We start from the raw sequence: 23,816 nt of genomic DNA, 5'->3' as shown, positions 1-23,816 counted from the left end.
CAAAATTATAAATAAAAACTTACAATGTTTCTATTGTTTTGGAATTTGGGATTTAAAATTTTATTTTTTTTTAAGCTCATGCAACCATTTCAAATCGACAATCGTCTATGCTAATAGAAGTCTGTTTCTAAAAACAAAACCGAAAAGCTTATAAATGAAAATTATTCAGTTACATCAAGAAGAAACCAAAATCATAAAGCTGGCTGTTGAGAACAATCGTCAGGCACAGCAGCAGATTTATGGTAAATATTCTTCGAAAATGTTAAGTGTTTGCCGTCAATATATAAAGGACATTCAATTGGCAGAAGATGTAATGATAACAGCTTTCATGAAAGTGTTTACAAATTTGGAAAACTTTGAACACAAAGGAAGTTTTGAAGGCTGGATCCGCCGAATTATGGTTAACGAATCTATTTCTTATTTAAGAGTTCAGAAAAAAGTAAAATTTGCCGAAGATGAATTTTTTGTAGAAGAAAGTTTTAATGAAATCGACAGCCAGTTTACAGTAGAACAAATTCAGTATTTAATTGATGCTTTGCCAGACGGTTATAAAATGGTTTTCAATTTATATGCAATCGAAGGTTATAAACACAATGAAATTGCCAAGATGCTAGGCATTAATGAAGGAACATCGAAATCGCAATTATCGCACGCTAGAAAAATGCTGCAAACACAAATTACTATTTTAAAAAGACAAGATAATGGAACCGAATAATTTTGAAAAGGATTTCCGTGAAAAACTAAACCAACGCGAAATTGAGCCAAGCAGCAAAGCTTGGGATCGATTGGATGCGATGTTGAGTGTGGCAGAAGAGAAAGAACCGATTAAACTTGATTCAAAAAAATCAAAAAGAAAATGGTTGTATATCGCGGCCAGTTTCATCGGATTTTTATTGGTTGGCACAATTTATTTTAATCGTTCTGAAACTGTAGAAATAAGAAAGAATACGCCGATAGTCTTAGAACAAAAAATAAATAAAGACACTTTGGATTTAGGAATACACAAAGAGGATGTTATAAGTGTCAATAAGCATAATCAGAAACCAATAATGAAAAATGCGATAGCTGTTGTTGGCACTCATAATCAAAACAAGAATCCAAAACAACTTGAGAGTAAAGTGGAGCTTTCAGCCAGGAATGATTTAAAAAGAGATAGCGCAATAATTAATTCTTTTGAAAATAAAAATTACCAACCTGAAAATAAAAGCAAATACATTACTGCAGAACAACTATTAGCAGAAGTCAGTGGTAAAGTCGAAACAAAATCTGCTGATGAGGTAATTAAAAAAAACAGAAAAGCGGTTTCAGTAAATCCTAATGATTTGCTATTAAATGCTGAAACAGAATTAAATCAATCTTATAGAGAGTCTGCACTAGATAAATTTAATAAAAGTTTGAAGGCTGTAAAAAGTGCTATAGCAAATAGGAATTACGAAGAATAAATAAACAATCATCAATCATCAATCAAAAAACGAAAATCATGCAAAAAATTATATTAATTACAATGATGATAGTTGTCATGGCGACTAAATTATCAGCACAAGAGAATGGCAGTTATAAAAAAGTTTTAGACTGGTCTTATTGGCAACATGACCCTGTAAAATATGAAATGAATTTTGAGAAAGACCCTGAATCAGGAGATCAAAATATCTTTACCATAAAATCAGTTCAAAGTAAAATAAAAGGTTTTGGCAGTCTGGGAAAAGGAGCAAAACCAAATTTGTATCAGGATAAAAAGCTTAAAATGACTGCTTATGTAAAGACAGAAAACGTAAGTTCATGGGCTGGACTGTGGATGCGTATCGATTATTATGCTGCTCGTACACTTGCTTTTGATAATATGCAGAACAGACCTATAAAAGGCTCGACTAATTGGACAAAATATGAAGTTGTTTTATTTGTGCCAAAGGGTGCAACATCAATTGCTTATGGGGTTTTATTAGATGGGCCAGGGCAAATTTGGTTTAAAGATGTAAAACTTGAAGTGGTTGATGATAGTGTTCCAGAAACTGGGTTAACTAAAGGACAAGATCATAAAGAAATTCCATTTGAAGTAAGAGCAAAAGCGATTGCTGATCAAATTAAAAAAATAACAGAGGATGAAAAAAATGCTTTAAAAGTCGAAGTAGATTCATTAGATAATGAGGTTTCAAAAGGAAAGATTTCGAAAGAAAAAGCAGAAGAACTTAAATTAAGTAAAGCTAAAGTTCATGCTGCTAATATCGAAACAAATGTTGCTATCGAAGAAAATAAATTAAGTCAATTGGTTCAAGATAGAGTTGATGGAAAAATTGAGACCGAAAATTCAAATAAAAGCAAAGGGACAAAGTTTGTAATTGGAGATTGCAATGATTGTGATAAAGAGGATAAAACAATCATTAATCTTACTTCTATGAAAGTGTATCACGGGCAAAAAGATGTTGATAAACGCCAATCAAAAAGAACCACTACCCAATTCGTTTTTGCTTTTGGAGTAAATAATTTAGTGACAGATGGCCAAGTTGCCCATTCAGATTTTAAATATTTGCCGTCTCACTTTTATGAATGGGGGATAACTGGGAACACTAGGATTTTAAAAGATGATAATTTGCTTCATTTTAAATACGGAATGTCTCTGATGTACAATAATCTGCGAGCTACAGATGATCGTTATTTTGAAAAAAATGGTGCGCAAACCGATTTAGTTACGAGCCCTGTACATTTAGAAGAATCCCGATTTAGAAATGTATATGTAATGGTGCCATTGCATTTAGAGTTTGATTTTACTAAGAAAGAAGTTCGAGATGGAGTTAGCTATTTTAAATCTCATAAAAGTGCCAGATTTGGTATAGGGGGTTATGCAGGATTTAGAGTGAAATCAAAACAAATTTTATGTTTTGACGATGCGGTTGGAAATGATGTAAAGCAAAAAACAAAGGGTAATTTTAATGTAAATGATTTTAATTATGGACTAAGCACCTATGTGGGTTACAAAGCGACAAGTTTGTATTTGAAATATGATTTGCAACCTTTATTTGAAAAAAATGCTGTCGATCAAAATAATATTTCTTTGGGATTACGCTTCGATTTCAATTAAATATAAAATTAAGTTTAGTTAGTAAAAGGGCATCTCGAGAGAGGTGCTTTTTTTGGTTTGAAATGATAAAAATTCCAGCAAGAATTGCGTATTTTTGCTAGCTCTCAACTTTTAAAAATTTAATACACTTTGATTTCACAAAGCACCATTGACGCTGTTTTTGAAACTGCTCGAGTAGAGGAGGTTATCGGCGATTTTGTCAATTTAAAACGCGCAGGAAGTAATTTTAAAGGTTTGAGCCCGTTCTCAGATGAGCGTTCGCCTTCGTTCATGGTTTCTCCAGCAAAAGGTATCTGGAAAGATTTTAGTTCTGGAAAAGGAGGAAATTCTGTTGCCTTCCTGATGGAGCATTCTCATTTTACCTATCCAGAAGCTATTCGATACTTAGCTAAAAAGTACAATATCGAAATTGAAGAAACTGAACAGACAGAAGCAGAAAAAGCCAATACAGATATTCGCGAAAGTATGTATTTGGTTTCTGAATTTGCTGCAAAGTATTTTCAGGATGTTTTGTTGAATTCTGAGGAAGGAAAAGCAATTGGTTTGTCGTATTTTAAAGAAAGAGGATTTACCAACGAGACTATTAAAAAGTTTAATCTGGGATATTCTCCAGAAACTTGGGATGCTTTTACCAAAGAAGCGTTAGGAAAAGGCTATAAATTAGAATTTTTAGAAAGTACAGGTTTAACCATTCCAAGAGAAGATCGTCCTTTTGACCGATTTAAAGGGCGTGTAATGTTCCCGATTCAAAGTATGTCGGGGCGTGTTCTGGGTTTTGGAGGACGTATTTTAACCAACGATAAAAAAGCAGCAAAATACCTAAACTCGCCAGAAAGTGATATTTACCATAAAAGTAAAGTGCTTTATGGCATTTATCATGCAAAACAATCAATAGCCAAACAAAACAATTGTTATTTGGTTGAAGGTTATACTGATGTGATTCAGTTTAATCAGGCGGGAATCGAAAACGTTGTGGCTTCGTCGGGAACGGCATTAACACCAGATCAGATTCGTTTGATTAATCGTCTGACGAGAAATATCACGGTTCTTTTTGATGGAGATGCTGCGGGTTTGCGTGCGTCTATTCGTGGAATCGATTTGATTCTGGAAGAAGGAATGAATGTAAGAGTTTGTTCTTTTCCTGATGGAGAAGATCCTGACAGTTTTGCCCGTAAAAATTCGCACGATGAATTAGTCGCTTATTTAGAAAACAACAGTAAAGATTTTATACAGTTCAAGGCTTCGATCTTAATGAATGAAGCCAAAAACGATCCTATAAAAAAAGCCGATCTGATTCGTGATATGGTAACCAGTATTTCTAAAATACCAGACCGTATTCAGCGTGAGGTATACATTCAGGAATGTGCTCGAATTATGGATATTTCAGAGCAGGTTTTGACAAGTACTTTGGCACAGCTTATTCAGAAAGATATCGCTGATGCAAATAAAAAGCAGAAACAGGAGCAGAGGCCTTTTGAGGTAGTTAGGAACCAGCCTCCGCAAGCAGGTACATTTTCAGGAGGAGACCCAGAAGATCCTAGAACCGGGCCGCCGGAAGGTTACGATTATCCAGGAGATCCGGGATATTATCCGCAAGAGCAGACTCAAAAAGTAGATATTTTATTTGGCTTTGAAAGGAAAGTCATTGAGATTTTACTTTTGTACGGAAGTGTTGTCGAGAGTTTTGAAGATGTGTACTTAAAAGCGGATGAAGAAGGAAATGTAAAAGAAGTTTCAGAAAAAAGAGAATATAAAGTATTCGAAAAAATATATTTAAGCCTTCAAGAAGATGAGGTACAGTTGTCGAATGTTTTATTTCAGAATATTTACACAAACATTATTGATTTTTATAATCAGAATGAGACATTTAGTTTAGATAAATATTTAATGCATTTAGAGCCCGAATTTGCTCAGGAAGTAACCAATATTTTAATGGAAGATGAAAGACTGACCATTCATAACTGGGAAGGACAGAATATTTTTCCAAAACACAAAAGCGAAACTATAGAGCAGAATGTTTCTGATACGATATTTTCTATGAGATGGTATTTGGTATCTGGAATTATTGCAGAATTAAAGAATTCTCTTTTGACTAATCCGCAAGAAGACAATTCAGAAATTCTAAGTATGGTGATCGATTATTCTAAACTCCTAAATAATTTTTCTAAAAAATTAGGTCGAGTAGTGGTGCCTTATCACTAAAAGAGAAAAACTCTATCTAATTTGATTGATTCAAAAAAGATAGAGTTTTTATAAAGTTTTGATTAGCTGAAATTTGAAGCTAATCGATTTTGTAATTAAATAATTTCTAAAGTCTTAGCTTTGTTTACTAAGTCAACTAAATTAGTAACATTTAATTTTGTTAATAATCTTAGTTTGTAAGTACTGATCGTTTTTTCGTTCAGATTTAAGATTTTAGAGATTTCATTGTTTTTCTTACCATCACTTAAGTAACGTAAAACTTCGATCTCGCGGTTAGAAAGTTTTCTGTACAGACGCTCGCTTTTACTTTGTTTAGCGATAAGAGCCATGTTTTTGCGTACTGTTTCGTTGATGATAATTTTTCCTTCGTGTACTTTAATAATAGAATGACCTAATGTTTCAAGTTTTTCTGTTTTGTGCACATACCCAGAAACTCCTGCTTTAATTGCGTTTGGAGCGTACATTTGCTCAGCAAGATCACTGAAAATAACAATTTTTGTTTTTGGGAAATTTTTCAGGATTGATTTAATTTCGAAGATACTTGAAAGACCTTCTAATTCTAAATCTAAGATCAGAATATCGATTTCCTTCGTTTGAAGAATATCTCTAACCATTGAAAAATTGCCTACGTTGGCAACAATTGAAATTTGATCGTGGTCTTTGAAATAAGACTTAACGCCAAAGTGCGTCACAGGATGATTGTCTGCTAGACATACTTTAATCATAATTTTTACCTTTTTTAGAATTGTTCATGTTTTTGGAACGGTAAAATTAATAAATAAATTCTGTAATAACTCGCAGAGAATGTTAAAATGTATTATTTTAACGTTTTTGGTATTAAACAAACTGGAATCGGATCCATTTTATGCTTGTTGCTGGTGTTTAATCGTTTATAAATTTCAAAGACAGATTTTTCTCTCCCTTCAAAGTCAGATGCCGTATTTCCTGACTCCGCGGCTAACATTGCCCATTCTAGTTCGTCATAACTTGCTCCCAATTGATCTTCATCTGTACGATTGTCTCCAAATAATCCGTCAGTAGGAGCAGCTGTTAAAATTGATTGCGGGATTTGCAAAAATTCTCCTAAAGCGTATACATCAGATTTCATTAAATCAGCAATCGGACTTAAATCTACGCCGCCATCTCCATATTTTGTGTAAAAACCTACACCAAAATCTTCTACTTTGTTTCCGGTTCCGGCAACCAATAAACCATGAATTCCTGCTAAATAATATAAAGAAGTCATTCTAATACGTGCGCGTGTGTTTGCTAAAGCTAAATTTACTTTTGCAGTATCTTCTGTTGAAGGAACGGCATTTTTGAATGATTCAAAAGTTTCGGTCAAATCAGTCTTAACGTCAGAAACATTAGGAAAGCGTTTTTTTAGCTGGTCAATGTGTTCTCTTCCTCTTGAAACTTGACTTTCTGCCTGGTGAATCGGCATTTCTACACATAAAACGTTCAGTCCTGTCTGTGCGCATAAAGTTGAAGTTACTGCAGAATCTACACCTCCAGAGATTCCAATTACAAAACCGTTTACTTTTGCATTAGTAGCGTAATTTTTTAACCACTCTACAATGTGCGTATTTACCTTTTCTGTCTGAATTGTGCTTTTTTTAGCCATAATAGTTTAAGTTTTAAGATGCAGGGATGTATATTTGCAGAATTATTTTGAGTATGCAACTGCTTAAAATTCTGATAACACAAATCTAATTAAAATAAAATGAAAATTTATCGCTTTGCAGTGGTTCTGTGCCTGTTTTTTTTGTCTTGTAACCAAAAGAGTAAGGTTGAAAAAGAAGTAGAAGAAAGTCCTGTTGATATTAAGGTGGAACGATTTGACAAGGTGTTTTTTGAGACCAAACCTCAAGATCTTCCAAAAATAAAAAAACAATATCCGTTTTTCTTTCCTGGCAATGATGATAATGTCTGGATTCAGAAAATGAACGACCCGATCTGGAGAGAAGTTTATGAAGAAGTTCAGAAAAAATACAGCAATTTTGAACCTGTTCGCAAAGAATTTAATGAGCTTTTTCAGCACGTAAAATATTATTTTCCTAAAACTAAAATTCCAAAAGTAATTACTGTTATTGGAGAAATGGATTATAATGCAAAGACAATTTATGCAGACAGTCTTGTGGTTGTAGCTTTGGAATTATATTTAGGAAAAGATCATAAGTTTTATGAGTTTCCAAATTATTTAAAAGAGAATTTTGAAGAAAGACAAATTATGCCAGATGTGGTTTCTAGTTTTTCGTATCGAAATATTCCAAATTCTATAGATAAGAGTTTTGTAGCGCAAATGATTTTTGAAGGAAAACAGCTTTACGCTAAAGATTTATTGATTCCTGAATATACTGATGCTGAAAAAATGGGGTATACTCCAGAGCAGATAAAATGGTGCGAAGAAAACGAAGCTTATATGTGGCGTTATTTTATAGAAAATGAAATGCTATATAGCGAAGACCCAAAGTTGAGAGCTCGATTTATAGCTCCAGCACCTTTTTCTAAATTCTTTTTAGAAATAGATAACGATTCTCCAGGGCGAGTGGGAGCTTGGATTGGCTGGCAGATGGTACGTTCTTACATGAAAAATAATAGTGATGTTTCTTTGGCTGAATTATTTAAGATAGAGCCAAAGGTAATTTTCGAACAATCAAAATATAAACCTAAGAAATAATGGCAAATATAAACTCAGAGATTAAATTCAATATAGAATTGGACGAAAACCGCGTTCCAGAAAAACTAACATGGAGTGCACAAGACGGTGGAGTCCAGGCCGAAGAGGCAAAAGCAATTATGCTGTCTATTTGGGATAGTAAAGCAAAAGAAACCATGCGTATCGATTTGTGGACAAAAGATATGCCGGTAGACGAAATGAAGATTTTCTTCCACCAGACTTTAGTGGCAATGTCAGACACTTTTAAACGTGCAACAGACGACGAAAAAATGTCTGATACCATGAAAGATTTCTGCGATTACTTTGCAGAAAAACTAGAATTAACGAAATAGTCAGATTTTAAATAAAAACAAATCCCAAATTCCAATCTTAAATATTGGGTTTGGGATTTTTTATTTTGTACATTGTCTAGGTAAAACAAATTATATGCTGTTTCCTTTTCTGGTAAGTCTTGTCGGATTATTTTTTTTACTTGCCAATGCGATACGGTTTTACATGACCTGCAAAAAAAGAGATGTCTTATATCGTATTATAACAGCTTATTTGGTTCTCTTGTTTGGTGTAGAACTGCTTTGCCATATTATCGGATTTCTTTATCCAAATTCTAATTTTTTCCTTTCGCATTACTATTTTATTTTCCAATTTGTTACGCTCAATTTATTTTTTTATAAAAGCTTTTCAAGTAAGGCGCTAAAACAGATAATGGTAATTGTGTTTGTTTCGGTGTTGATTATTTTAGGCTATCAATATTTTAAAAGGCCTTCGTTGTATTGGGAATTTAATTTAGTTGAAATAGCTATAACCTCTATTCCATTGTTATTTTATGCAGTCTATTTTATTGTCTCAAATTTAAAAAAGCATAAACATAATTATTTCTATTTCTGTAATGGACTAATTATTTATGTAACAAGCAGTGCGGGTATTTTTCTGTCTGGAAACAGCGAATCGGTAATTTTTACAGAACCATTTGTACTCGATTTCTGGTTCTTCAATTCTCTTTTTTATATTCTATATCAGTTTCTGATTTATAAAGAATGGAGGTCTTTAAATTTTAGAAGAAAAACGAAGAAAAAACTACAGTGATAAATTCCAATAAAAAAATCCCAAATTCCAATTTTAAGACTTGGAATTTGGGATTTCTTTTATTTTATATTTTTAAAACTTTGGAATTTAAACTTTAAAATTCTGAGTTGTTTTTAAAAACTTCCTGATTCACTTGATCGATATAAGACAAAAGCTCTTCTTTTCCGATTGATTCTGTAGATGAGGTTACAAAATACTGCGGCATTTCGGCCCAGTTGTTGGCAAACATCTGTTTTTTATAAGCTGCGATATGCGAATCTATTTTAGTTTTACCAATTTTATCTGCTTTAGTAAAAATAATGCAAAACGGAATTTCGCTTTCGCCCATGTAAGACATAAATTCAATGTCAATATTTTGTGCTTCGTGGCGAATATCAATCAAAACAAAAGCGCAAACCAATTGCTCTCTGTTTTCGAAATAGTCAGTAATAAACTTCTGAAAAGTTGATTTTGTTTTCTTTGAAACTTTAGCGTAACCGTACCCAGGCAAATCGACCAAAAACCAATTATTATTGATTTTGAAGTGGTTAATTAATTGTGTTTTTCCTGGTTTTCCAGATGTTTTGGCTAAGTTTTTATTGTTGGTAAGCATGTTTATCAAAGATGACTTACCTACGTTTGATCTTCCTATAAAAGCATATTCCGGCAAAAAATCCTTCGGACATTTTGATGCGTCAGAATTGCTGACAATAAATTCGGCGGTGTTAATTTTCATAATCTTTCGTTTTAAAACCTCCTAAAAAAAATAAGTTTTAATGGCTATAAATTCTTTTCAGTAAGCCATTTTTCAAGAATTTCATTAAATTCCTGAGGATGTTCCATCATTGCTGCGTGACCGCATTTATCAATCCAGTATAAAGTTGAATTCGGTAGTAATTTGTCAAATTCTTCCGCAACATTCGGAGGAGTTACAGAGTCATTTCGACCCCAAATAATGCAAGTTTCAACGTCCATTTTTGGCAAATCTTTAGCCATATTATGGCGAATCGCACTTTTTGCAATGGTTAAAGTTTTGATCAATTTGATTCGGTCATTAGCCGTCGCGTAAACTTCATCAATCAAATCAGGAGTTGCAATTTTTGGGTCATAAAATACAGCTTCAGCTTTTGTTTTGATGTATTCATAATCGCCTCTTCTTGGATAACTGTCTCCCATTGCGCTTTCGTAAAGTCCAGAACTTCCGGTAATTACAAGTCCGGCAACTTTCTCGGGATAAAGTTTTGTATGGTACAAAGCAATGTGTCCTCCAAGAGAATTTCCTAGAAGAATAACCTTGTCAAATCCTTTGTAAGTGATAAAGTCTTTTACGTATTTCGCAAAACTTTTTACGTTTGTTTTTAAAATGCTTTGAGTGTATATTGGCAAATCTGGGATAACAACTTTATATCCTTTTGTTGGGAAATATTGTGCTACACCATCAAAGTTACTTAGACCTCCCATTAAACCATGCAGAATAACGATCGGAGTTCCTTCTCCAGCTTCAAAATAGCTGTATTTGCCTTCTTTTCTATAGTGTTTGTCCATCTAATCTAATGCCAATTTCAATTTCGACAAATATAGGGTTAATTACACAAAAATGAATTTTTGATGTCATTTTTTAACTAGATAATTTGAGTAGAACTTGTAAATCGTTAAAAATCAGTATTTAGAAGTTTATTTGCTTAAATATCCAAATGTTAAGAAACATGCATTATAATCAATTTTTTAAGAAAATTAGCGCATTATTTTTTTGAATGATTAGCGTATTTAAGAATCTGTTAATTAATAGTTAAGGTATTGATTGAGTGCGAATTATAGAAAGTGGTGGCAAAGTGGTTAAACTTATTAACAAAGTGGTATAAAGTGGTAAAATGTGGTAATATTTTTTATATTTTTGCTGTATAACATGTTAACTAGTTTTTTTGAACACAATTGTTGGAACATATGAGTGTAAAGTCGATGCTAAAGGAAGGCTAATGATGCCTGCGCCTTTAAAAAAGCAGTTGACGGCTTCTCTTCAAGACGGATTCGTTTTGAAGCGTTCTGTTTTTCAGCCGTGTTTAGAATTGTATCCTATGGTAGAATGGGATGCGATGATGAAAAAAATCAACAAGCTTAATCGCTTTGTAAAAAAGAACAACGATTTCATTAGAAGGTTTACTGCTGGTGTTAAAGTGGTTGAGGTTGATGCATTGGGGAGATTACTTGTGCCAAAAGACTTAGTGACTTTTGCAAGCATTTCTAAAGATGTGGTTTTTTCATCGGCGGTTAATATAGTTGAGATCTGGGATAAAGATCTATACGAAAAATCAATAAGCGGCGAAGATATGGATTTTGCAGATTTAGCCGAAGAAGTAATGGGAAATATTAATGACGACGAAGATGGAATATCATAATCCGGTTTTGCTTCATCCAACAGTAGATGGTTTAAATATTAAACCTGATGGTGTGTATGTAGATGTTACGTTTGGGGGCGGTGGTCATTCAAAAGAGATTTTAAGAAGATTAGGGCCAAACGGAAGGCTGTTTGCATTTGATCAAGACGAAGATGCGCTTGCTAATGCATTGCCAGATGAAAGGTTTACTCTGATAAATGAGAATTTTAGGTTCATAAAAAGATTTTTACGTTTTCACGGAGTAAAAGCGGTTGACGGAATCTTGGCAGATTTGGGAGTTTCATCACATCAATTTGATGTTCCTGAGAGAGGTTTCTCAACAAGATTTGATGCCGAGTTGGATATGCGGATGAGTCAAAGAAATGATTTAAATGCTTATCGAGTGGTTAACGAATATGAAGAACAGGATTTACGTCGTGTTTTTTTTGATTATGGGGAGTTGAAAAACGCACCGGTTTTGGCAAGAACAATTGTTGAGGCAAGAAAAGATTACCCAATCAAAACAACTGAGGAATTAAAAGAAGTTTTGAAAAGGTTTTTGCCAGAGAAAGTTCGAAACAAAGTATTGGCTCAGATTTATCAGGCAATCAGAATCGAGGTAAATCAGGAAATGGATGTTTTGAAAGAGTTTATAGAACAGTCATTAGAGATTTTAAAACCAGGAGGAAGATTTTCGGTTATCTCATATCATTCTTTAGAAGACCGTTTGGTAAAAAGATTTATTAAAAACGGAATGTTTGAAGGAGAGCCAGAAAGAGATTTTTACGGAAACTTTTCAGTTCCATTCAAAACTATCGGAAAACTGATTGTCCCAGATGATGAAGAAATCAAGATTAATAATAGAGCAAGAAGTGCCAAATTAAGAGTCGCAGAAAAGCTATAATATATATTAAGGTAGGAAATAATGAAAAGTGGTGTATTTAGCATATTAAAAGCAAGATTCCTGATTCATGAAGATGCAGTAAAAAATTGGCGATTTATCGTCTTTATAATTCTGCTGGCCATTTTGATGATTGCCAATACACAGCGATACGAACAAAAGGTTTTTGAAATCGCGAAGTTAAATAATGAAGTAAAAGAACTGAGATCGGAATTTGTGGATCGACGTTCAGAATTGATGAAATTAAAAATGGAGTCAACCATTTCGGATAAAATGTTAGAAAAACAGATTTTTCCGTCGACAGTTCCTCCAGTGAAAATAGAAGTTAAAAAAGAAGAAGAAAAAAGTTTCTTTAAAAGAATATGGCAGTAGACGATAAACATATATCCTACAGAATTTACCTCGTAGCAGTTTTCATCTTTTTGATGGCAATTGCTATTGTTGTTAAATTAACCAATATTCAATGGGTTGAAGGGGATTATTACAGAAAACTGGCAAAACAGCGTACGGTGAGAAATTTTGTAATTCCGGCCAATAAAGGAAATATCTATTCTGCTGATGGAAGTTTGCTGGCAACCTCAATTCCGAATTACGAGATTCGTTTTGATGCAAAAGCGCCAAAAACAGAAACGTTTGAGAAATATGTAAAACCATTGTCAGATTCTTTGGCAACAGTTTTAGATAAGCCAAGTAGCTATTTTCAGAAAGAACTACGAAAAGCGCGGGAAAATAAAAACCGTTATTATTTGATCGCTCGTAAGCTGAGCTATACCGAATATGTAAAAATAAAAAGTTTTCCATTATTCAATCTAGGAGCTTTTAAAGGGGGGATTATTGTTGAGCAAGAAACAGTTAGAAAGCATCCGATAGGGAAAATTGCTGAAAGAACGATTGGTTATGATCGAATTGATCCTGCGACTGGAGTAGAGGTAGGAAAAGGAATTGAGTGGGCTTTCAAAAGTTATCTGAACGGAAAAGACGGCAAAATTCTAAAGCAGAAGATTGCAAAAGGGCAGTGGAAACCAATTCGTGATGTTAATGAAGTAGATCCAATTGATGGTTACGATGTGATTTCAACTATAGATGTTTTCATTCAGGATATTGCACATCATGCTTTGTTAAAACAATTAGAAGATTACGAAGCAGATCATGGTTGTGTGGTAGTAATGGAGACACAAACAGGTCATGTAAAAGCAATTTCAAATTTAGGAAGAGCAGAAGACGGATCGTATTATGAAACGACAAATTATGCTATTGCCGAATCTCATGAACCTGGATCAACTTTCAAGCTAGTTGACTTAATGGCGATTTTAGAAGATAAAGTGGCAGATACAAGTACGGTTTATGACAGCCATAACGGTGTAGTCAAATATTATGGAAGATCGGTTCGTGACTCGCATAATGGAGGTTATGGAAAAGTTTCATTAGCACGTGGATTTGAACTTTCGTCAAACACTGTAATGGTTCAAGCGGTTTATGATAATTACAAAAATAACCCTTCAAAGTTTGTTAACCATATAAACAGTTATGGATTAAACAAGACATTGGGATTGCATTTTAAAGGAGAAGGAAGGCCATATATTCCTCAGCCAGGAGACAAACATTGGTCAGGAACTACGCTTCCGTGGATGGCATTTGGTTATAACGTTTCGGTTACACCAATGCAAACTTTGGCATTGTATAATTCAATTGCAAATGATGGTGTGATGGTAAAACCGCAGTTTGTATCTGAAATTAAGGAATGGAACAAAACCATTAAGAAATTTGATGTTGAAGTTATAAATCCGAAAGTTTGTTCGCCAGAAACATTAAAGAAAGTGAAGGCGGTATTGCTTAATGTGGTAAAGAAAGGGACAGGTTCTAAATTGTATTCGAAGGATTTTTCGATGGCAGGAAAGACAGGAACAGCTCAAATGAATTATGGAGGGAAAGAAGGAAAATCAGCCTTGTATTATGCTTCTTCCTTTGTTGGATATTTTCCGGCTGATCACCCGAAATATTCTTGTATTGTGGTAGTTCATAAACCGAATACAGCTAAGAATAATTATTACGGAGCAGACGTTGCAGGACCAGTTTTTAAAAGAATCGCACAAAAGATTTTTACAGATGCGCCTTCAACAAATAAGATTAAAAAATTAGATACTAGAATTCCAAAACAGGATGCTAGTTATGATAAATATACGGCTGAGGCTAATAAAAAATTGAATCAGATTCCTAATTTAAAAGGAATGCCTGGAATGGACGCGATTGCTTTACTTGAGAATTTAGGTTTAAAAGTGAAAGTAAATGGAATGGGAAAAGTAAAAAATCAATCGATTCAAGCTGGAACTAGTATAAGCAAAAACACAACAATTGTATTAGAATTATCGTGAAAGTATTAAAAGACATATTATATAAAGTAGCTATTGAATCAGTAAAAGGTTCAACAGATATTGCTATTTCTAAAATTGAATTTGATTCACGTAAAGTAGAAACAAATGATGTTTTTGTAGCAATAAGAGGTTCGCTTTCAGATGGACATGATTATATCGAGAAAGCTATTCAGCTAGGAGCAAAAGCAATTATTTGTGATACGCTTCCAGCAAATACTGCTAATGATGTAACGTATATTCAGGTAAAAGATACGAATACGGCTTTGGCTTTTATGGCAGCTAATTATTTTGGAGATCCATCTGCAAAACTGAAATTAGTTGGGGTAACTGGAACAAACGGTAAAACGACAATTGCATCGTTATTGTTTCAATTGTTTGAAAAAGCTGGTTTTAAAGTAGGCTTGTTGTCAACTGTAAAAATCGTAGTAGATAAAACGGAATATCCTGCGACGCATACAACGCCAGATTCTTTGACTATTAATCATTATTTAAATGAAATGGTTGAGGCTGGAGTTACGCACTGTTTTATGGAGGTAAGTTCGCACGGAATTCACCAAAAACGTACAGAAGCTTTGCATTTTGTAGGTGGCATTTTTACGAATCTGTCTCACGATCATTTAGATTATCACCCAACGTTTGCTGAATATAGAGACGTTAAGAAGTCATTTTTTGACTCACTTCCAAAATCGGCTTTTGTATTGTCAAATATTGATGATAAAAACGGTTCTGTAATGCTTCAGAATACAGTGGCTAAAAAACTGACGTATGCTTTAAAATCATATGCAGATTATAGAGCACAGATTTTAGAAAGCCAATTGTCTGGATTATTATTAAAAATTAACGACAATGAAGTTTGGGTAAAGCTGATCGGTACTTTCAACGCATACAATGTTTTAGCTATTTACGGAACAGCTGTAGAGCTTGGTATTGATAGTCTAGAAGCGTTGCGTTTGTTGTCTGATTTAGAAAGTGTTTCGGGTCGTTTTCAATACATCGTTTCAGATGGAGGAATTACTGCTGTTGTAGATTACGCACATACGCCAGACGCATTGGAAAATGTTTTAAAAACTATAAATGATATCCGTACCAAAAACGAGCAGTTAATTACTGTTGTGGGTTGTGGAGGAAATCGCGATAAGACAAAACGTCCGATTATGGCAAAAATCGCTTCAGACTTGAGTGATAAAGCAGTTTTAACTTCAGATAATCCAAGAAATGAAGATCCCGAAGTTATTTTGGACGAAATGGAACAGGGAGTTGAGCCCCACAACTATAAAAAAATGCTGCGAATTACAGATAGAAAACAGGCGATTAAAACAGCTTGTCAATTGGCTCAGCCTAAAGATATCATTCTAATTGCAGGAAAAGGACATGAAACGTATCAGGAAATAAGCGGTGTTCGTCATCATTTTGATGATATGGAAACGGTAAAAGAAATTTTAGAACAACTAAATAAATAAGAAAAAATTAAGTTCAAATACCACCAAAATGATTGGAATTTGGAATTTCAAAATTGGAATTTAAAAAATAAAAAATATGCTGTACTATTTATTTGAATATTTTGATAAAACATTGGACATTCCTGGAACGGGAGTTTTCCAGTACATCACATTTAGGTCAGCTTTGGCATTTATGCTTTCGTTGCTTTTGTCGACTATTTATGGTAAAAGAGTAATTAACTTTTTGCGCCGTCAGCAAGTTGGAGAAACAGTACGCGAACTTGGTCTTGCTGGTCAGAATGAGAAAGCTGGTACACCAACAATGGGTGGACTGATTATCATTTTTGCCACTTTGGTTCCAGTTTTATTATTTGCAAGATTACACAACATCTATATTGTTTTGCTAATTGTAACAACATTATGGATGGGAACAATTGGTTTTGTTGATGATTATATCAAAATATTCAAAAAAGATAAGCAAGGATTAAAAGGTATTTTTAAAGTAATTGGTCAAGTTGGTCTAGGGATAATCGTTGGGGCAGTTCTTTATTTTAATCCTGCCGTTACAGTAAGAACAGATACAGGTCGTACAGATGTATTTAAAACTGCAGCAAATTCGACAGTTATTGTGCCTGCTGGAGTTGAAGAAAAGTCTACAGCAACTACAATTCCTTTCGTAAAAAATAACGAATTTGACTATGCTGAAGTATTGTCTTTCATGGGTGAAGGATATGAGAAATGGGCTTGGTTGGTATTTATTCCAGTGGTAATTTTCATTATCACAGCAGTTTCAAACGGAGCAAATTTGACAGATGGAATCGATGGACTCGCCGCAGGAACATCCGCAATTTCTGTCCTCGCGCTAGGGATATTCACATTCGTTTCAGGTAATATCATATTCTCAAATTATCTGAACATTATGTACATCCCCAATTCGGGAGAAATGACCGTCTTTATATCAGCTTTTGTTGGAGCATTGATTGGGTTTCTTTGGTACAACTCTTATCCCGCATCAGTTTTTATGGGAGATACAGGAAGTTTGACTATTGGGGGGATCATCGCAGTCTTGGCAATTGCAGTTCGTAAAGAAATATTGATTGTTTTATTCTGCGGGATTTTCTTAGCAGAAAGTGCTTCAGTAATTATTCAGGTAACTTATTTTAAATATACGAAGAAGCGTTTCGGTGAAGGACGAAGAATTTTCCTGATGTCTCCGCTTCATCATCATTATCAGAAAAAGGGATATCACGAAAGTAAAATCGTAACCCGTTTTTGGATTGTTGCCGTAATGTTAGCCATTTTATCAATCATTACTTTAAAATTACGATAGATGAGGCTAGTAGTACTTGGAGGAGGAGAAAGCGGAGTAGGAACCGCGATCCTCGGTAAGAAACAAGGATATGATGTTTTTGTATCCGATTTTGGAAAAATAAAAGAGAGTTATAAAGAAGTTCTTATCATTAATAAAATAGCCTGGGAAGAAGAGCAGCATACAGAAGATTTGATTCTAAATGCAGATGTGGTGATGAAAAGCCCAGGAATTCCAGATAAATCTCCGATAGTAAAAAAGCTGGTTGCAGCGGGAGTAAAGGTGATTTCGGAAATCGAATTTGCGATACCCTATACAGAAGCAATGACCATCGGGATTACGGGAAGTAATGGTAAAACGACCACCACAATGCTAACGCATCACTTGCTGAAATATGCAGGATTGAATGTCGGGTTGGGAGGTAATATTGGAAAAAGCTTCGCGTGGCAAGTTGCAGAAAATAAATTCGATGCATACGTTCTTGAATTAAGCAGTTTTCAGTTAGACGGAATAATAAATTACAGACCCGATATTGCGATAATAACTAATATTAGTCCGGACCATTTAGATCGATATGAATATAAATATGAAAATTATATCAATTCGAAGTTCCGAATAACGATGAACCAGACTGAAAATGATTATCTCATATACGATGCAGATGATGAAGCAAGTACCGAATGGTTAAAGAAGAACAAAACAAAAGCAAAACTAATTCCTTTTTCATTGACGAAAAAATTTGATGAAGGGGCTTCTATAAATAACAACAAAATGGAAATAAAGATCAACCAAGAAGAGTTTACAATGGATACAGAACACATTGCGTTAGAAGGAAAACATAATATGAAAAACGCCATGGCAGCAAGCTCTGTAGCTAAATTGATGCAAATTAGAAATGCAACAATTCGTGAAAGTCTATCTAATTTCCAAGGTGTTGAGCACCGTTTAGAAAAAGTATTAAAAATACAAAACGTTCAATATATCAACGATTCAAAAGCAACAAACGTAAATGCTACTTTCTTTGCTTTGGATAGTATGAATGCGCCAACAGTATGGATTGTTGGAGGTGTTGATAAAGGAAATGACTACAACGAATTAATGTCATTAGTGCGTGAAAAAGTAAAAGCTATTATTTGTCTTGGAATCGATAACCGCAAAATTATCGATGCTTTTGGAAACGTTGTTGATATTATGGTTGAAGTAAACAATATGAATGATGCAGTAAAAACTGCTCAAAGATTAACAGAAAAAGGCGATGTTGTTTTATTGTCTCCAGCCTGCGCGAGTTTCGATTTATTCGAAAATTACGAAGATCGTGGAAAACAATTTAAACAAGCGGTATACAATTTATAATTTTAGATTTTAGAGTTCAGATTTTAGATTGTTCCCAATCTTTGAATTAAAATAAGTTCTTTTTGATTATGACGACAGATGAAATGAAAATGAGGACCAAAAAGTTCTCTTTGATGATAATTGAACTGGCTGAAAAAATGCCAAATACAAATGTGATTAGATCAATAACTAATCAAATAGTAAGAAGTGGAACATCTGTTGGAGCAAATTATAGAGCAGTTTGTCGAGCCAGAAGCGATAGAGAATTTATTGCTAAAATGAATATAGTCTTAGAAGAAGCAGATGAAACTTTGTTTTGGTTGGAGATTATTAAAGAAAAAATGTGGATTGTAAAAGAAGAATTGGAGACAATCCTAAAGGAAGCAAATGAATTAACAGCCATTTTTGTCAGCAGTTTAAAAACAGTAAATAAAAGAATCAATAAATAAAACCGAAGGTTTTGGAAAATAATCTAAAATCTAAAATCAGAAATCTACAATGAAGGAACTGGTAAATAAACTAAAGGGAGATAGAGTAATATGGTCATTCGTGGCCCTATTGGCGTTGTTTTCGTTTATGCCTGTTTTTAGTGCAAGTAGCAATCTGGCGTATATAGGTCACGGAACAGGAAATACATTGGGATATTTGGTAAAACACCTAGCTCACGTTTGTATCGGTTTTTTGATCATTTACTGGGTTCATAAAGTGCCGTACCATTATTTTAGAGCAATTTCAAAAATTGCGCTTCCAGTGGTTTGGTTATTATTACTGTACACTTTGTTGAAAGGGACAGTAATTGCGGGAGCAAATGCAAGCCGTTGGATTCAGGTGCCGTTCATTGGAATTACGTTTCAGACTTCTACTTTAGCGGCAAGCGTATTGTTTATTTACGTTGCACGTTATTTGTCGAAAACCAAAGAAGAAAACGAACCGTTTCAAACCTCGTTTATTCAGCTTTGGATTCCGGTATTTATCACCTTGGCATTAATATTACCAGCCAACTTTTCGACCACAGCGTTGATATTTTCAATGGTAATGATGCTTACGTTCATTGGTAAATATCCATTAAAATATATCGCTTTTATCATCGGATCGGGAATTGCAATGTTGGCTTTTTTCCTTTTGGTGGCTAAAGCATTTCCAGATTCAAGATTCTTCAGCAGGGTTTCAACTTGGGAAAGTCGTATTATGAACTTTACAACAGACAAACCAGATGAAGATGATTATCAGATTGAAAAGGCAAAAATTGCAATTGCATCGGGAAGATTAGGCGGATTAGGGCCAGGAAAAAGTGTTCAGAAAAATTTCTTGCCACAATCATCTTCAGATTTTATATATGCAATTGTAGTAGAAGAATATGGTTTAGTTGGAGGTGTTGCAATATTGGTTCTGTACTTATTATTGCTGTTCCGATTTGTGATCGCTTCGCATAAAGCTAATACATTGTTTGGAAAATTAGTCGTCGTCGGTCTCGGATTTCCGATGATATTTCAGGCTATGATTAATATGGCGGTTGCAGTAGAATTATTGCCGGTAACAGGGCAAACGCTTCCGCTGATAAGTTCTGGAGGTAGTTCGATCTGGATGACTTGTTTCTCTCTTGGAATTATCATTAGCGTAACCAAAAAAGAAGAAGAAATTGCTGAAGAACAAGAAGAAAAAGCAAGAAGAAAAGAAGCGCTTCAGAGATTAATAGATAAAGAATTGGCAGAAGATGATTTGCCAGTTGATGAAAAAGAAGAGATTTACGAAGAAGAAGCTTTGTATTCCATTGAAGATAATTCAAGAAATCCGATGAATGCGGTTTTAAACAAATAAGATTAGAATATAAAAAGTTTTTAAAAAGTTGTAATTTTTAGAAAGATGACAAAGTATAAATTCATACTTAGCGGAGGAGGAACAGGAGGGCATATCTATCCTGCAATTGCGATTGCAAATGAATTAAAATTACAATTTCCTGATGCAGAATTTCTTTTTGTAGGGGCCAAAGATAAAATGGAAATGCAGAAAGTGCCTCAGGCGGGTTATGAAATAAAAGGTCTTTGGATTGCTGGATTACAAAGAAAATTGACTTTACAAAATTTAATGTTTCCGTTAAAATTGGCAAGCAGTTTATTGGAATCAAAAAGAATTGTTAAAAAGTTCAAGCCAAATGTAGTAATTGGAACGGGTGGTTTTGCCAGCGGACCATTATTGCAAGCGGCAGGTTCGGCAGGAATTCCAACAGTGGTTCAAGAGCAGAATTCTTATCCGGGGATAACAAATAAATTGTTGAGCAAAAAAGCCAATGCAATTTGTGTAGCGTATCAAAATTTGGAGCGTTTTTTCCCAAAAGAGAAAATTGTTTTAACTGGAAATCCAGTTCGTCAGGATTTAATTGATATTGAGAGCAAACGTGACGAAGCAATTGCTTTCTATGGTTTAGATCCGAATAAGAAAACATTGCTGGTTTTAGGAGGAAGTTTAGGCGCAAGAAGAATTAATCAGTTAATCGAAAAAGAACTGCAAAATTTTCTTTCTCAAGACGTGCAAGTAATCTGGCAATGCGGGAAGTTATATTTTGAAGAATATAAAAAATACAATCAGCCAAATGTAAAAGTGGTCGATTTTATTGAAAGAATGGATTTTGTTTATGCAGCATCAGATGTCATAATTTCACGTGCAGGCGCTTCGTCGGTGTCAGAATTATGCATTGTCGGAAAACCAGTGATTTTTATTCCGTCGCCTAATGTAGCTGAGGATCACCAAACTAAAAATGCGCAGGCAATTGTAGATGAAAAAGGTGCGATTTTGTTGAAAGAATCTGAGCTTGACAGCCAGTTTAGCATTGTTTTTGAAGCGCTGCTGAAAGATTCTGGAAAACAGAAACAACTAAGTGATAATATTAAAAAACTGGCCAAACCAAGAGCGACACAGGATATTGTTGCAGAAATTGTGAAGTTAATTAAAAAGTAAAATATAGGCGAAGGCTTAAAGCCTATAGCTTAATGCTTAAAGCAAATAAAAATGAATTTAAATCAAATACAAAACGTTTATTTTATTGGTATTGGAGGTATCGGAATGAGTGCCCTGGCTCGTTATTTCAAGTTTATTGGAAAGAATGTTTCAGGCTACGATAAAACGCCTTCTATGCTGACTAATGAATTGATTGAAAGTGGTATAGATATTCATTTTGAAGACAATATTAATTTAATTCCAAGTGATTATTATGTGGAGAATACATTGGTAATTTATACGCCAGCAGTTCCAAAAACACATTCAGAGTGGAATTATTTTATTGAAAGGCATTATGAAGTTAAAAAGCGTGCTGAAGTTCTTGGAATTATAAGTAGAGATACTTTCTGTTTTGCAGTTGCTGGAACGCACGGAAAAACTACTACATCTAGTATTTTGGGGCATATTTTGTTTCAAAGCGGTGCAGATGTAACTGCTTTTATCGGAGGAATTGTAGAGAATTACAATTCTAACTTAATCGGAAGCGGAAAAACGGTAACAGTTGTTGAAGCAGACGAATTTGACAGATCATTTTTGCATTTGCGCCCAGATATTGCTTGTGTGACTTCTATGGATGCGGATCATTTGGATATCTATGGAACTAGCGATGCAATTCAAGCTTCTTTTAGAGAATTTGCTGCCAAAGTAGAAGATAAAAATAATCTTTTTATAACCAAAGAATTGCCTTTAGACGGCGTTCAATGTGCTATAAATGAAGATGCTGTATATAAGGCTTACAACGTTCGTATTGAAGATGGGGCTTATGTTTTTGACGTGCAAACGCCGTCAGAAATCATGAAAGATTTATGTTTCGGACTGCCTGGAAAACACAATTTAATGAATGGATTGATGGCTATTGCGATGGCTAAAACTTTCGGCACCCCGACCGATTCCATTGCAAAAGCCATTGCTTCATTCAACGGAATCAGAAGACGTTTTTCGTATCAGATTAAGAGCGAAAATTTAGTATATATTGATGATTATGCGCATCATCCAACAGAAATAAATGCTGTTCATCATGCAGTTAGAGAATTGTATCCAGGGCGTAAAGTTTTGGCAATTTTCCAGCCGCATTTATTCAGCAGAACGAGAGATTTTGTTGACGGATTTGCAGAAAGCTTATCGCAGTTTGACGAAGTATTTTTGATGGATATTTATCCTGCAAGAGAGCTTCCGATGGAAGGAGTGACTTCTGAATGGCTTTTGGGTAAAATGACCAATACGAACAAGAAAATTGTTGCAAAAGAAGATTTATTAGGTGAAATCAAAGCCAGTGATGCACCTATTATTGTAACAATCGGAGCTGGTGATCTGGGAGAAATGGTTCCTTCAATTAAAAAGATTTTAAATGAAAATATTTAATTGGACAAATATCAGATTAGTACTTATTTTCGGACTGGTTTTGTTTTTATATTCTTTCGCACAACATCGAAATGGTGATCGAAAATTGAAAAAATCGATGGTCGTTTTTGTAGGAGAAAATACGCTTTTTGTGAAGCCAGAAACGGTTAATAAATTGTTGATAGAAAATAAAAGAGACGCTTCCAGTATTAGAAAAGATGAAGTAGATTTGAATAAGATAGAGAAAACCCTCGATACGCAAGACATGATTGAGAAGTCAAATGTTTTTGTAAGTATCGATGGAGTTCTAAAAGCAGTAGTAAAACAGAAGACGCCCATAGCAAGAGTTTATGATGGCGGCGCTTCTTTTTATATTGACTATGAGGGTAATAAAATGCCCTTATCGGACAATTTCACTGCGCGAGTTCCTCTTGTTTCAGGGGCAATAAATGAAAAAAATAACGAAGATTTAGCAGCTTTATTTCGCACAATTTATGACGATGCGTTTTTGAAAAAAAACATCATTGCTATAGAGATTATGCCGAATGGAAGCTTAAAAATGTTTAATCGTAACTATGATTACTTCATAGATTTTGGAAGAACGATGAATGTTGATAAAAAATTTAGAAACTATAAAGCCTTCTTTCAAAAAGCAGTTTTAGATAGTTCGTTATACAAATACAAAAAAATTGACCTTAGGTTTACGGAACAAGTAGTTTGCACTAAATAATAG

The 23,816-nt window shown here is 34.2% G+C and carries 22 protein-coding genes; 18 read left to right on the top strand and 4 right to left on the bottom strand.

All coding sequences use genetic code 11. From position 1 onward, the window contains the following. Nucleotides 1–154 precede the first annotated feature (154 nt). The 4 genes from NU08_RS06880 to dnaG all read left to right on the top strand — a co-directional run bounded on the left by NU08_RS06880 (nt 155) and on the right by dnaG (nt 5,278). Nucleotides 155–715 (top strand): RNA polymerase sigma factor, encoded by a 561-nt coding sequence (locus NU08_RS06880; protein WP_129746429.1) that lies wholly within the window; start codon nt 155–157, stop codon nt 713–715. Then, nucleotides 702–1,442 (top strand): hypothetical protein, encoded by a 741-nt coding sequence (locus NU08_RS06875; RefSeq protein WP_129746428.1) that lies wholly within the window; start codon nt 702–704, stop codon nt 1,440–1,442. Before NU08_RS06880 ends, NU08_RS06875 begins: the two co-directional genes overlap by 14 nt. Before the next feature lie 38 nt (nt 1,443–1,480). Further along, the gene (locus NU08_RS06870) at nt 1,481–3,076 is read left to right on the top strand and encodes a hypothetical protein (RefSeq protein WP_129746427.1); all 1,596 of its coding nucleotides are present in this window, start codon (nt 1,481–1,483) and stop codon (nt 3,074–3,076) included. Nucleotides 3,077–3,205: 129 nt separating this feature from the next. After that, on the top strand, nt 3,206–5,278 hold the full coding sequence (gene dnaG / locus NU08_RS06865; protein ID WP_129746426.1) for a DNA primase: 2,073 nt from the start codon (nt 3,206–3,208) through the stop codon (nt 5,276–5,278). Nucleotides 5,279–5,373: 95 nt separating this feature from the next. On the opposite strand, the gene NU08_RS06860 is transcribed toward dnaG, so the two are convergent. Both NU08_RS06860 and nadE read right to left on the bottom strand, forming a co-directional pair. After that, nucleotides 5,374–6,003, bottom strand: coding sequence for a response regulator transcription factor (locus NU08_RS06860; RefSeq protein ID WP_008467169.1), 630 nt, complete (start codon nt 6,001–6,003; stop codon nt 5,374–5,376). 92 nt (nt 6,004–6,095) lie between these two features. Next, a complete protein-coding gene (gene nadE / locus NU08_RS06855) occupies nt 6,096–6,902 on the bottom strand; it encodes an NAD(+) synthase (RefSeq protein WP_129746425.1) in 807 nt (268 codons plus the stop codon). A 99-nt stretch (nt 6,903–7,001) separates the two neighbouring features. Between nadE and gldB the strand changes: the two genes are divergently transcribed. Next, nucleotides 7,002–7,958 carry a gliding motility lipoprotein GldB gene (gldB, locus tag NU08_RS06850; RefSeq protein ID WP_129746424.1) on the top strand — a complete coding sequence of 319 codons (957 nt, stop codon included), beginning with the start codon at nt 7,002–7,004 and terminating at the stop codon, nt 7,956–7,958. Then, nucleotides 7,958–8,290, top strand: coding sequence for a gliding motility protein GldC (gene gldC, locus NU08_RS06845; RefSeq protein ID WP_008467164.1), 333 nt, complete (start codon nt 7,958–7,960; stop codon nt 8,288–8,290). The genes gldB and gldC overlap by 1 nt, the downstream gene beginning before the upstream one ends. 845 nt (nt 8,291–9,135) lie before the next feature. Here gldC and yihA read toward each other — a convergent pair. Further along, complete coding sequence (gene yihA / locus NU08_RS06840) at nt 9,136–9,756, bottom strand: ribosome biogenesis GTP-binding protein YihA/YsxC (protein WP_129746423.1); 621 nt, start codon at nt 9,754–9,756, stop codon at nt 9,136–9,138. Between the two features lie 44 nt (nt 9,757–9,800). Continuing rightward, nucleotides 9,801–10,565 carry an alpha/beta fold hydrolase gene (locus NU08_RS06835; protein WP_129746422.1) on the bottom strand — a complete coding sequence of 255 codons (765 nt, stop codon included), beginning with the start codon at nt 10,563–10,565 and terminating at the stop codon, nt 9,801–9,803. A 377-nt stretch (nt 10,566–10,942) separates the two neighbouring features. On the opposite strand from NU08_RS06835, the gene NU08_RS06830 reads away from it, so the two are divergent. The 12 genes from NU08_RS06830 (at nt 10,943) to NU08_RS06775 (ending at nt 23,813) form a co-directional block, all read left to right on the top strand. Next, on the top strand, nt 10,943–11,416 hold the full coding sequence (locus tag NU08_RS06830) for a division/cell wall cluster transcriptional repressor MraZ (RefSeq protein ID WP_035691746.1): 474 nt from the start codon (nt 10,943–10,945) through the stop codon (nt 11,414–11,416). After that, complete coding sequence (rsmH, locus tag NU08_RS06825) at nt 11,391–12,299, top strand: 16S rRNA (cytosine(1402)-N(4))-methyltransferase RsmH (RefSeq protein ID WP_192811813.1); 909 nt, start codon at nt 11,391–11,393, stop codon at nt 12,297–12,299. The genes NU08_RS06830 and rsmH overlap by 26 nt, the downstream gene beginning before the upstream one ends. A 21-nt stretch (nt 12,300–12,320) precedes the next feature. Next, entirely contained in the window at nt 12,321–12,668 is a 348-nt protein-coding gene (locus NU08_RS06820) for an FtsL-like putative cell division protein (RefSeq protein ID WP_008467159.1), read from the top strand. After that, nucleotides 12,659–14,668, top strand: a complete 2,010-nt coding sequence (locus NU08_RS06815) for a penicillin-binding protein (RefSeq protein ID WP_129746421.1) — start codon at nt 12,659–12,661, stop codon at nt 14,666–14,668. The genes NU08_RS06820 and NU08_RS06815 overlap by 10 nt, the downstream gene beginning before the upstream one ends. Then, nucleotides 14,665–16,128 (top strand): UDP-N-acetylmuramoyl-L-alanyl-D-glutamate--2,6-diaminopimelate ligase, encoded by a 1,464-nt coding sequence (locus NU08_RS06810; protein WP_129746420.1) that lies wholly within the window; start codon nt 14,665–14,667, stop codon nt 16,126–16,128. Before NU08_RS06815 ends, NU08_RS06810 begins: the two co-directional genes overlap by 4 nt. A gap of 76 nt (nt 16,129–16,204) precedes the next feature. Continuing rightward, nucleotides 16,205–17,437 carry a phospho-N-acetylmuramoyl-pentapeptide-transferase gene (gene mraY / locus NU08_RS06805; RefSeq protein ID WP_129746419.1) on the top strand — a complete coding sequence of 411 codons (1,233 nt, stop codon included), beginning with the start codon at nt 16,205–16,207 and terminating at the stop codon, nt 17,435–17,437. Beyond that, the gene (murD, locus tag NU08_RS06800) at nt 17,438–18,769 is read left to right on the top strand and encodes a UDP-N-acetylmuramoyl-L-alanine--D-glutamate ligase (protein ID WP_129746418.1); all 1,332 of its coding nucleotides are present in this window, start codon (nt 17,438–17,440) and stop codon (nt 18,767–18,769) included. It begins immediately after the preceding gene. Nucleotides 18,770–18,837: 68 nt separating this feature from the next. Further along, nucleotides 18,838–19,197: a four helix bundle protein gene (locus tag NU08_RS06795; RefSeq protein ID WP_129746488.1), complete on the top strand. Its 360-nt coding sequence runs from the start codon at nt 18,838–18,840 to the stop codon at nt 19,195–19,197. A gap of 49 nt (nt 19,198–19,246) precedes the next feature. After that, complete coding sequence (locus NU08_RS06790) at nt 19,247–20,566, top strand: FtsW/RodA/SpoVE family cell cycle protein (protein WP_129746417.1); 1,320 nt, start codon at nt 19,247–19,249, stop codon at nt 20,564–20,566. A gap of 45 nt (nt 20,567–20,611) precedes the next feature. Further along, nucleotides 20,612–21,703 (top strand): undecaprenyldiphospho-muramoylpentapeptide beta-N-acetylglucosaminyltransferase, encoded by a 1,092-nt coding sequence (murG, locus tag NU08_RS06785; RefSeq protein WP_129746416.1) that lies wholly within the window; start codon nt 20,612–20,614, stop codon nt 21,701–21,703. Between the two features lie 51 nt (nt 21,704–21,754). After that, the gene (gene murC, locus NU08_RS06780; protein ID WP_129746415.1) at nt 21,755–23,104 is read left to right on the top strand and encodes a UDP-N-acetylmuramate--L-alanine ligase; all 1,350 of its coding nucleotides are present in this window, start codon (nt 21,755–21,757) and stop codon (nt 23,102–23,104) included. Further along, the gene (locus NU08_RS06775; RefSeq protein ID WP_066032692.1) at nt 23,091–23,813 is read left to right on the top strand and encodes a cell division protein FtsQ/DivIB; all 723 of its coding nucleotides are present in this window, start codon (nt 23,091–23,093) and stop codon (nt 23,811–23,813) included. Before murC ends, NU08_RS06775 begins: the two co-directional genes overlap by 14 nt. Nucleotides 23,814–23,816: the final 3 nt, after the last annotated feature.

This window comes from Flavobacterium anhuiense (assembly GCF_004151235.1).
GTDB classification, from domain to species: Bacteria; Bacteroidota; Bacteroidia; order Flavobacteriales; family Flavobacteriaceae; genus Flavobacterium; species Flavobacterium anhuiense_A.
This window is presented reverse-complemented; position numbering and strand designations above follow the sequence as displayed.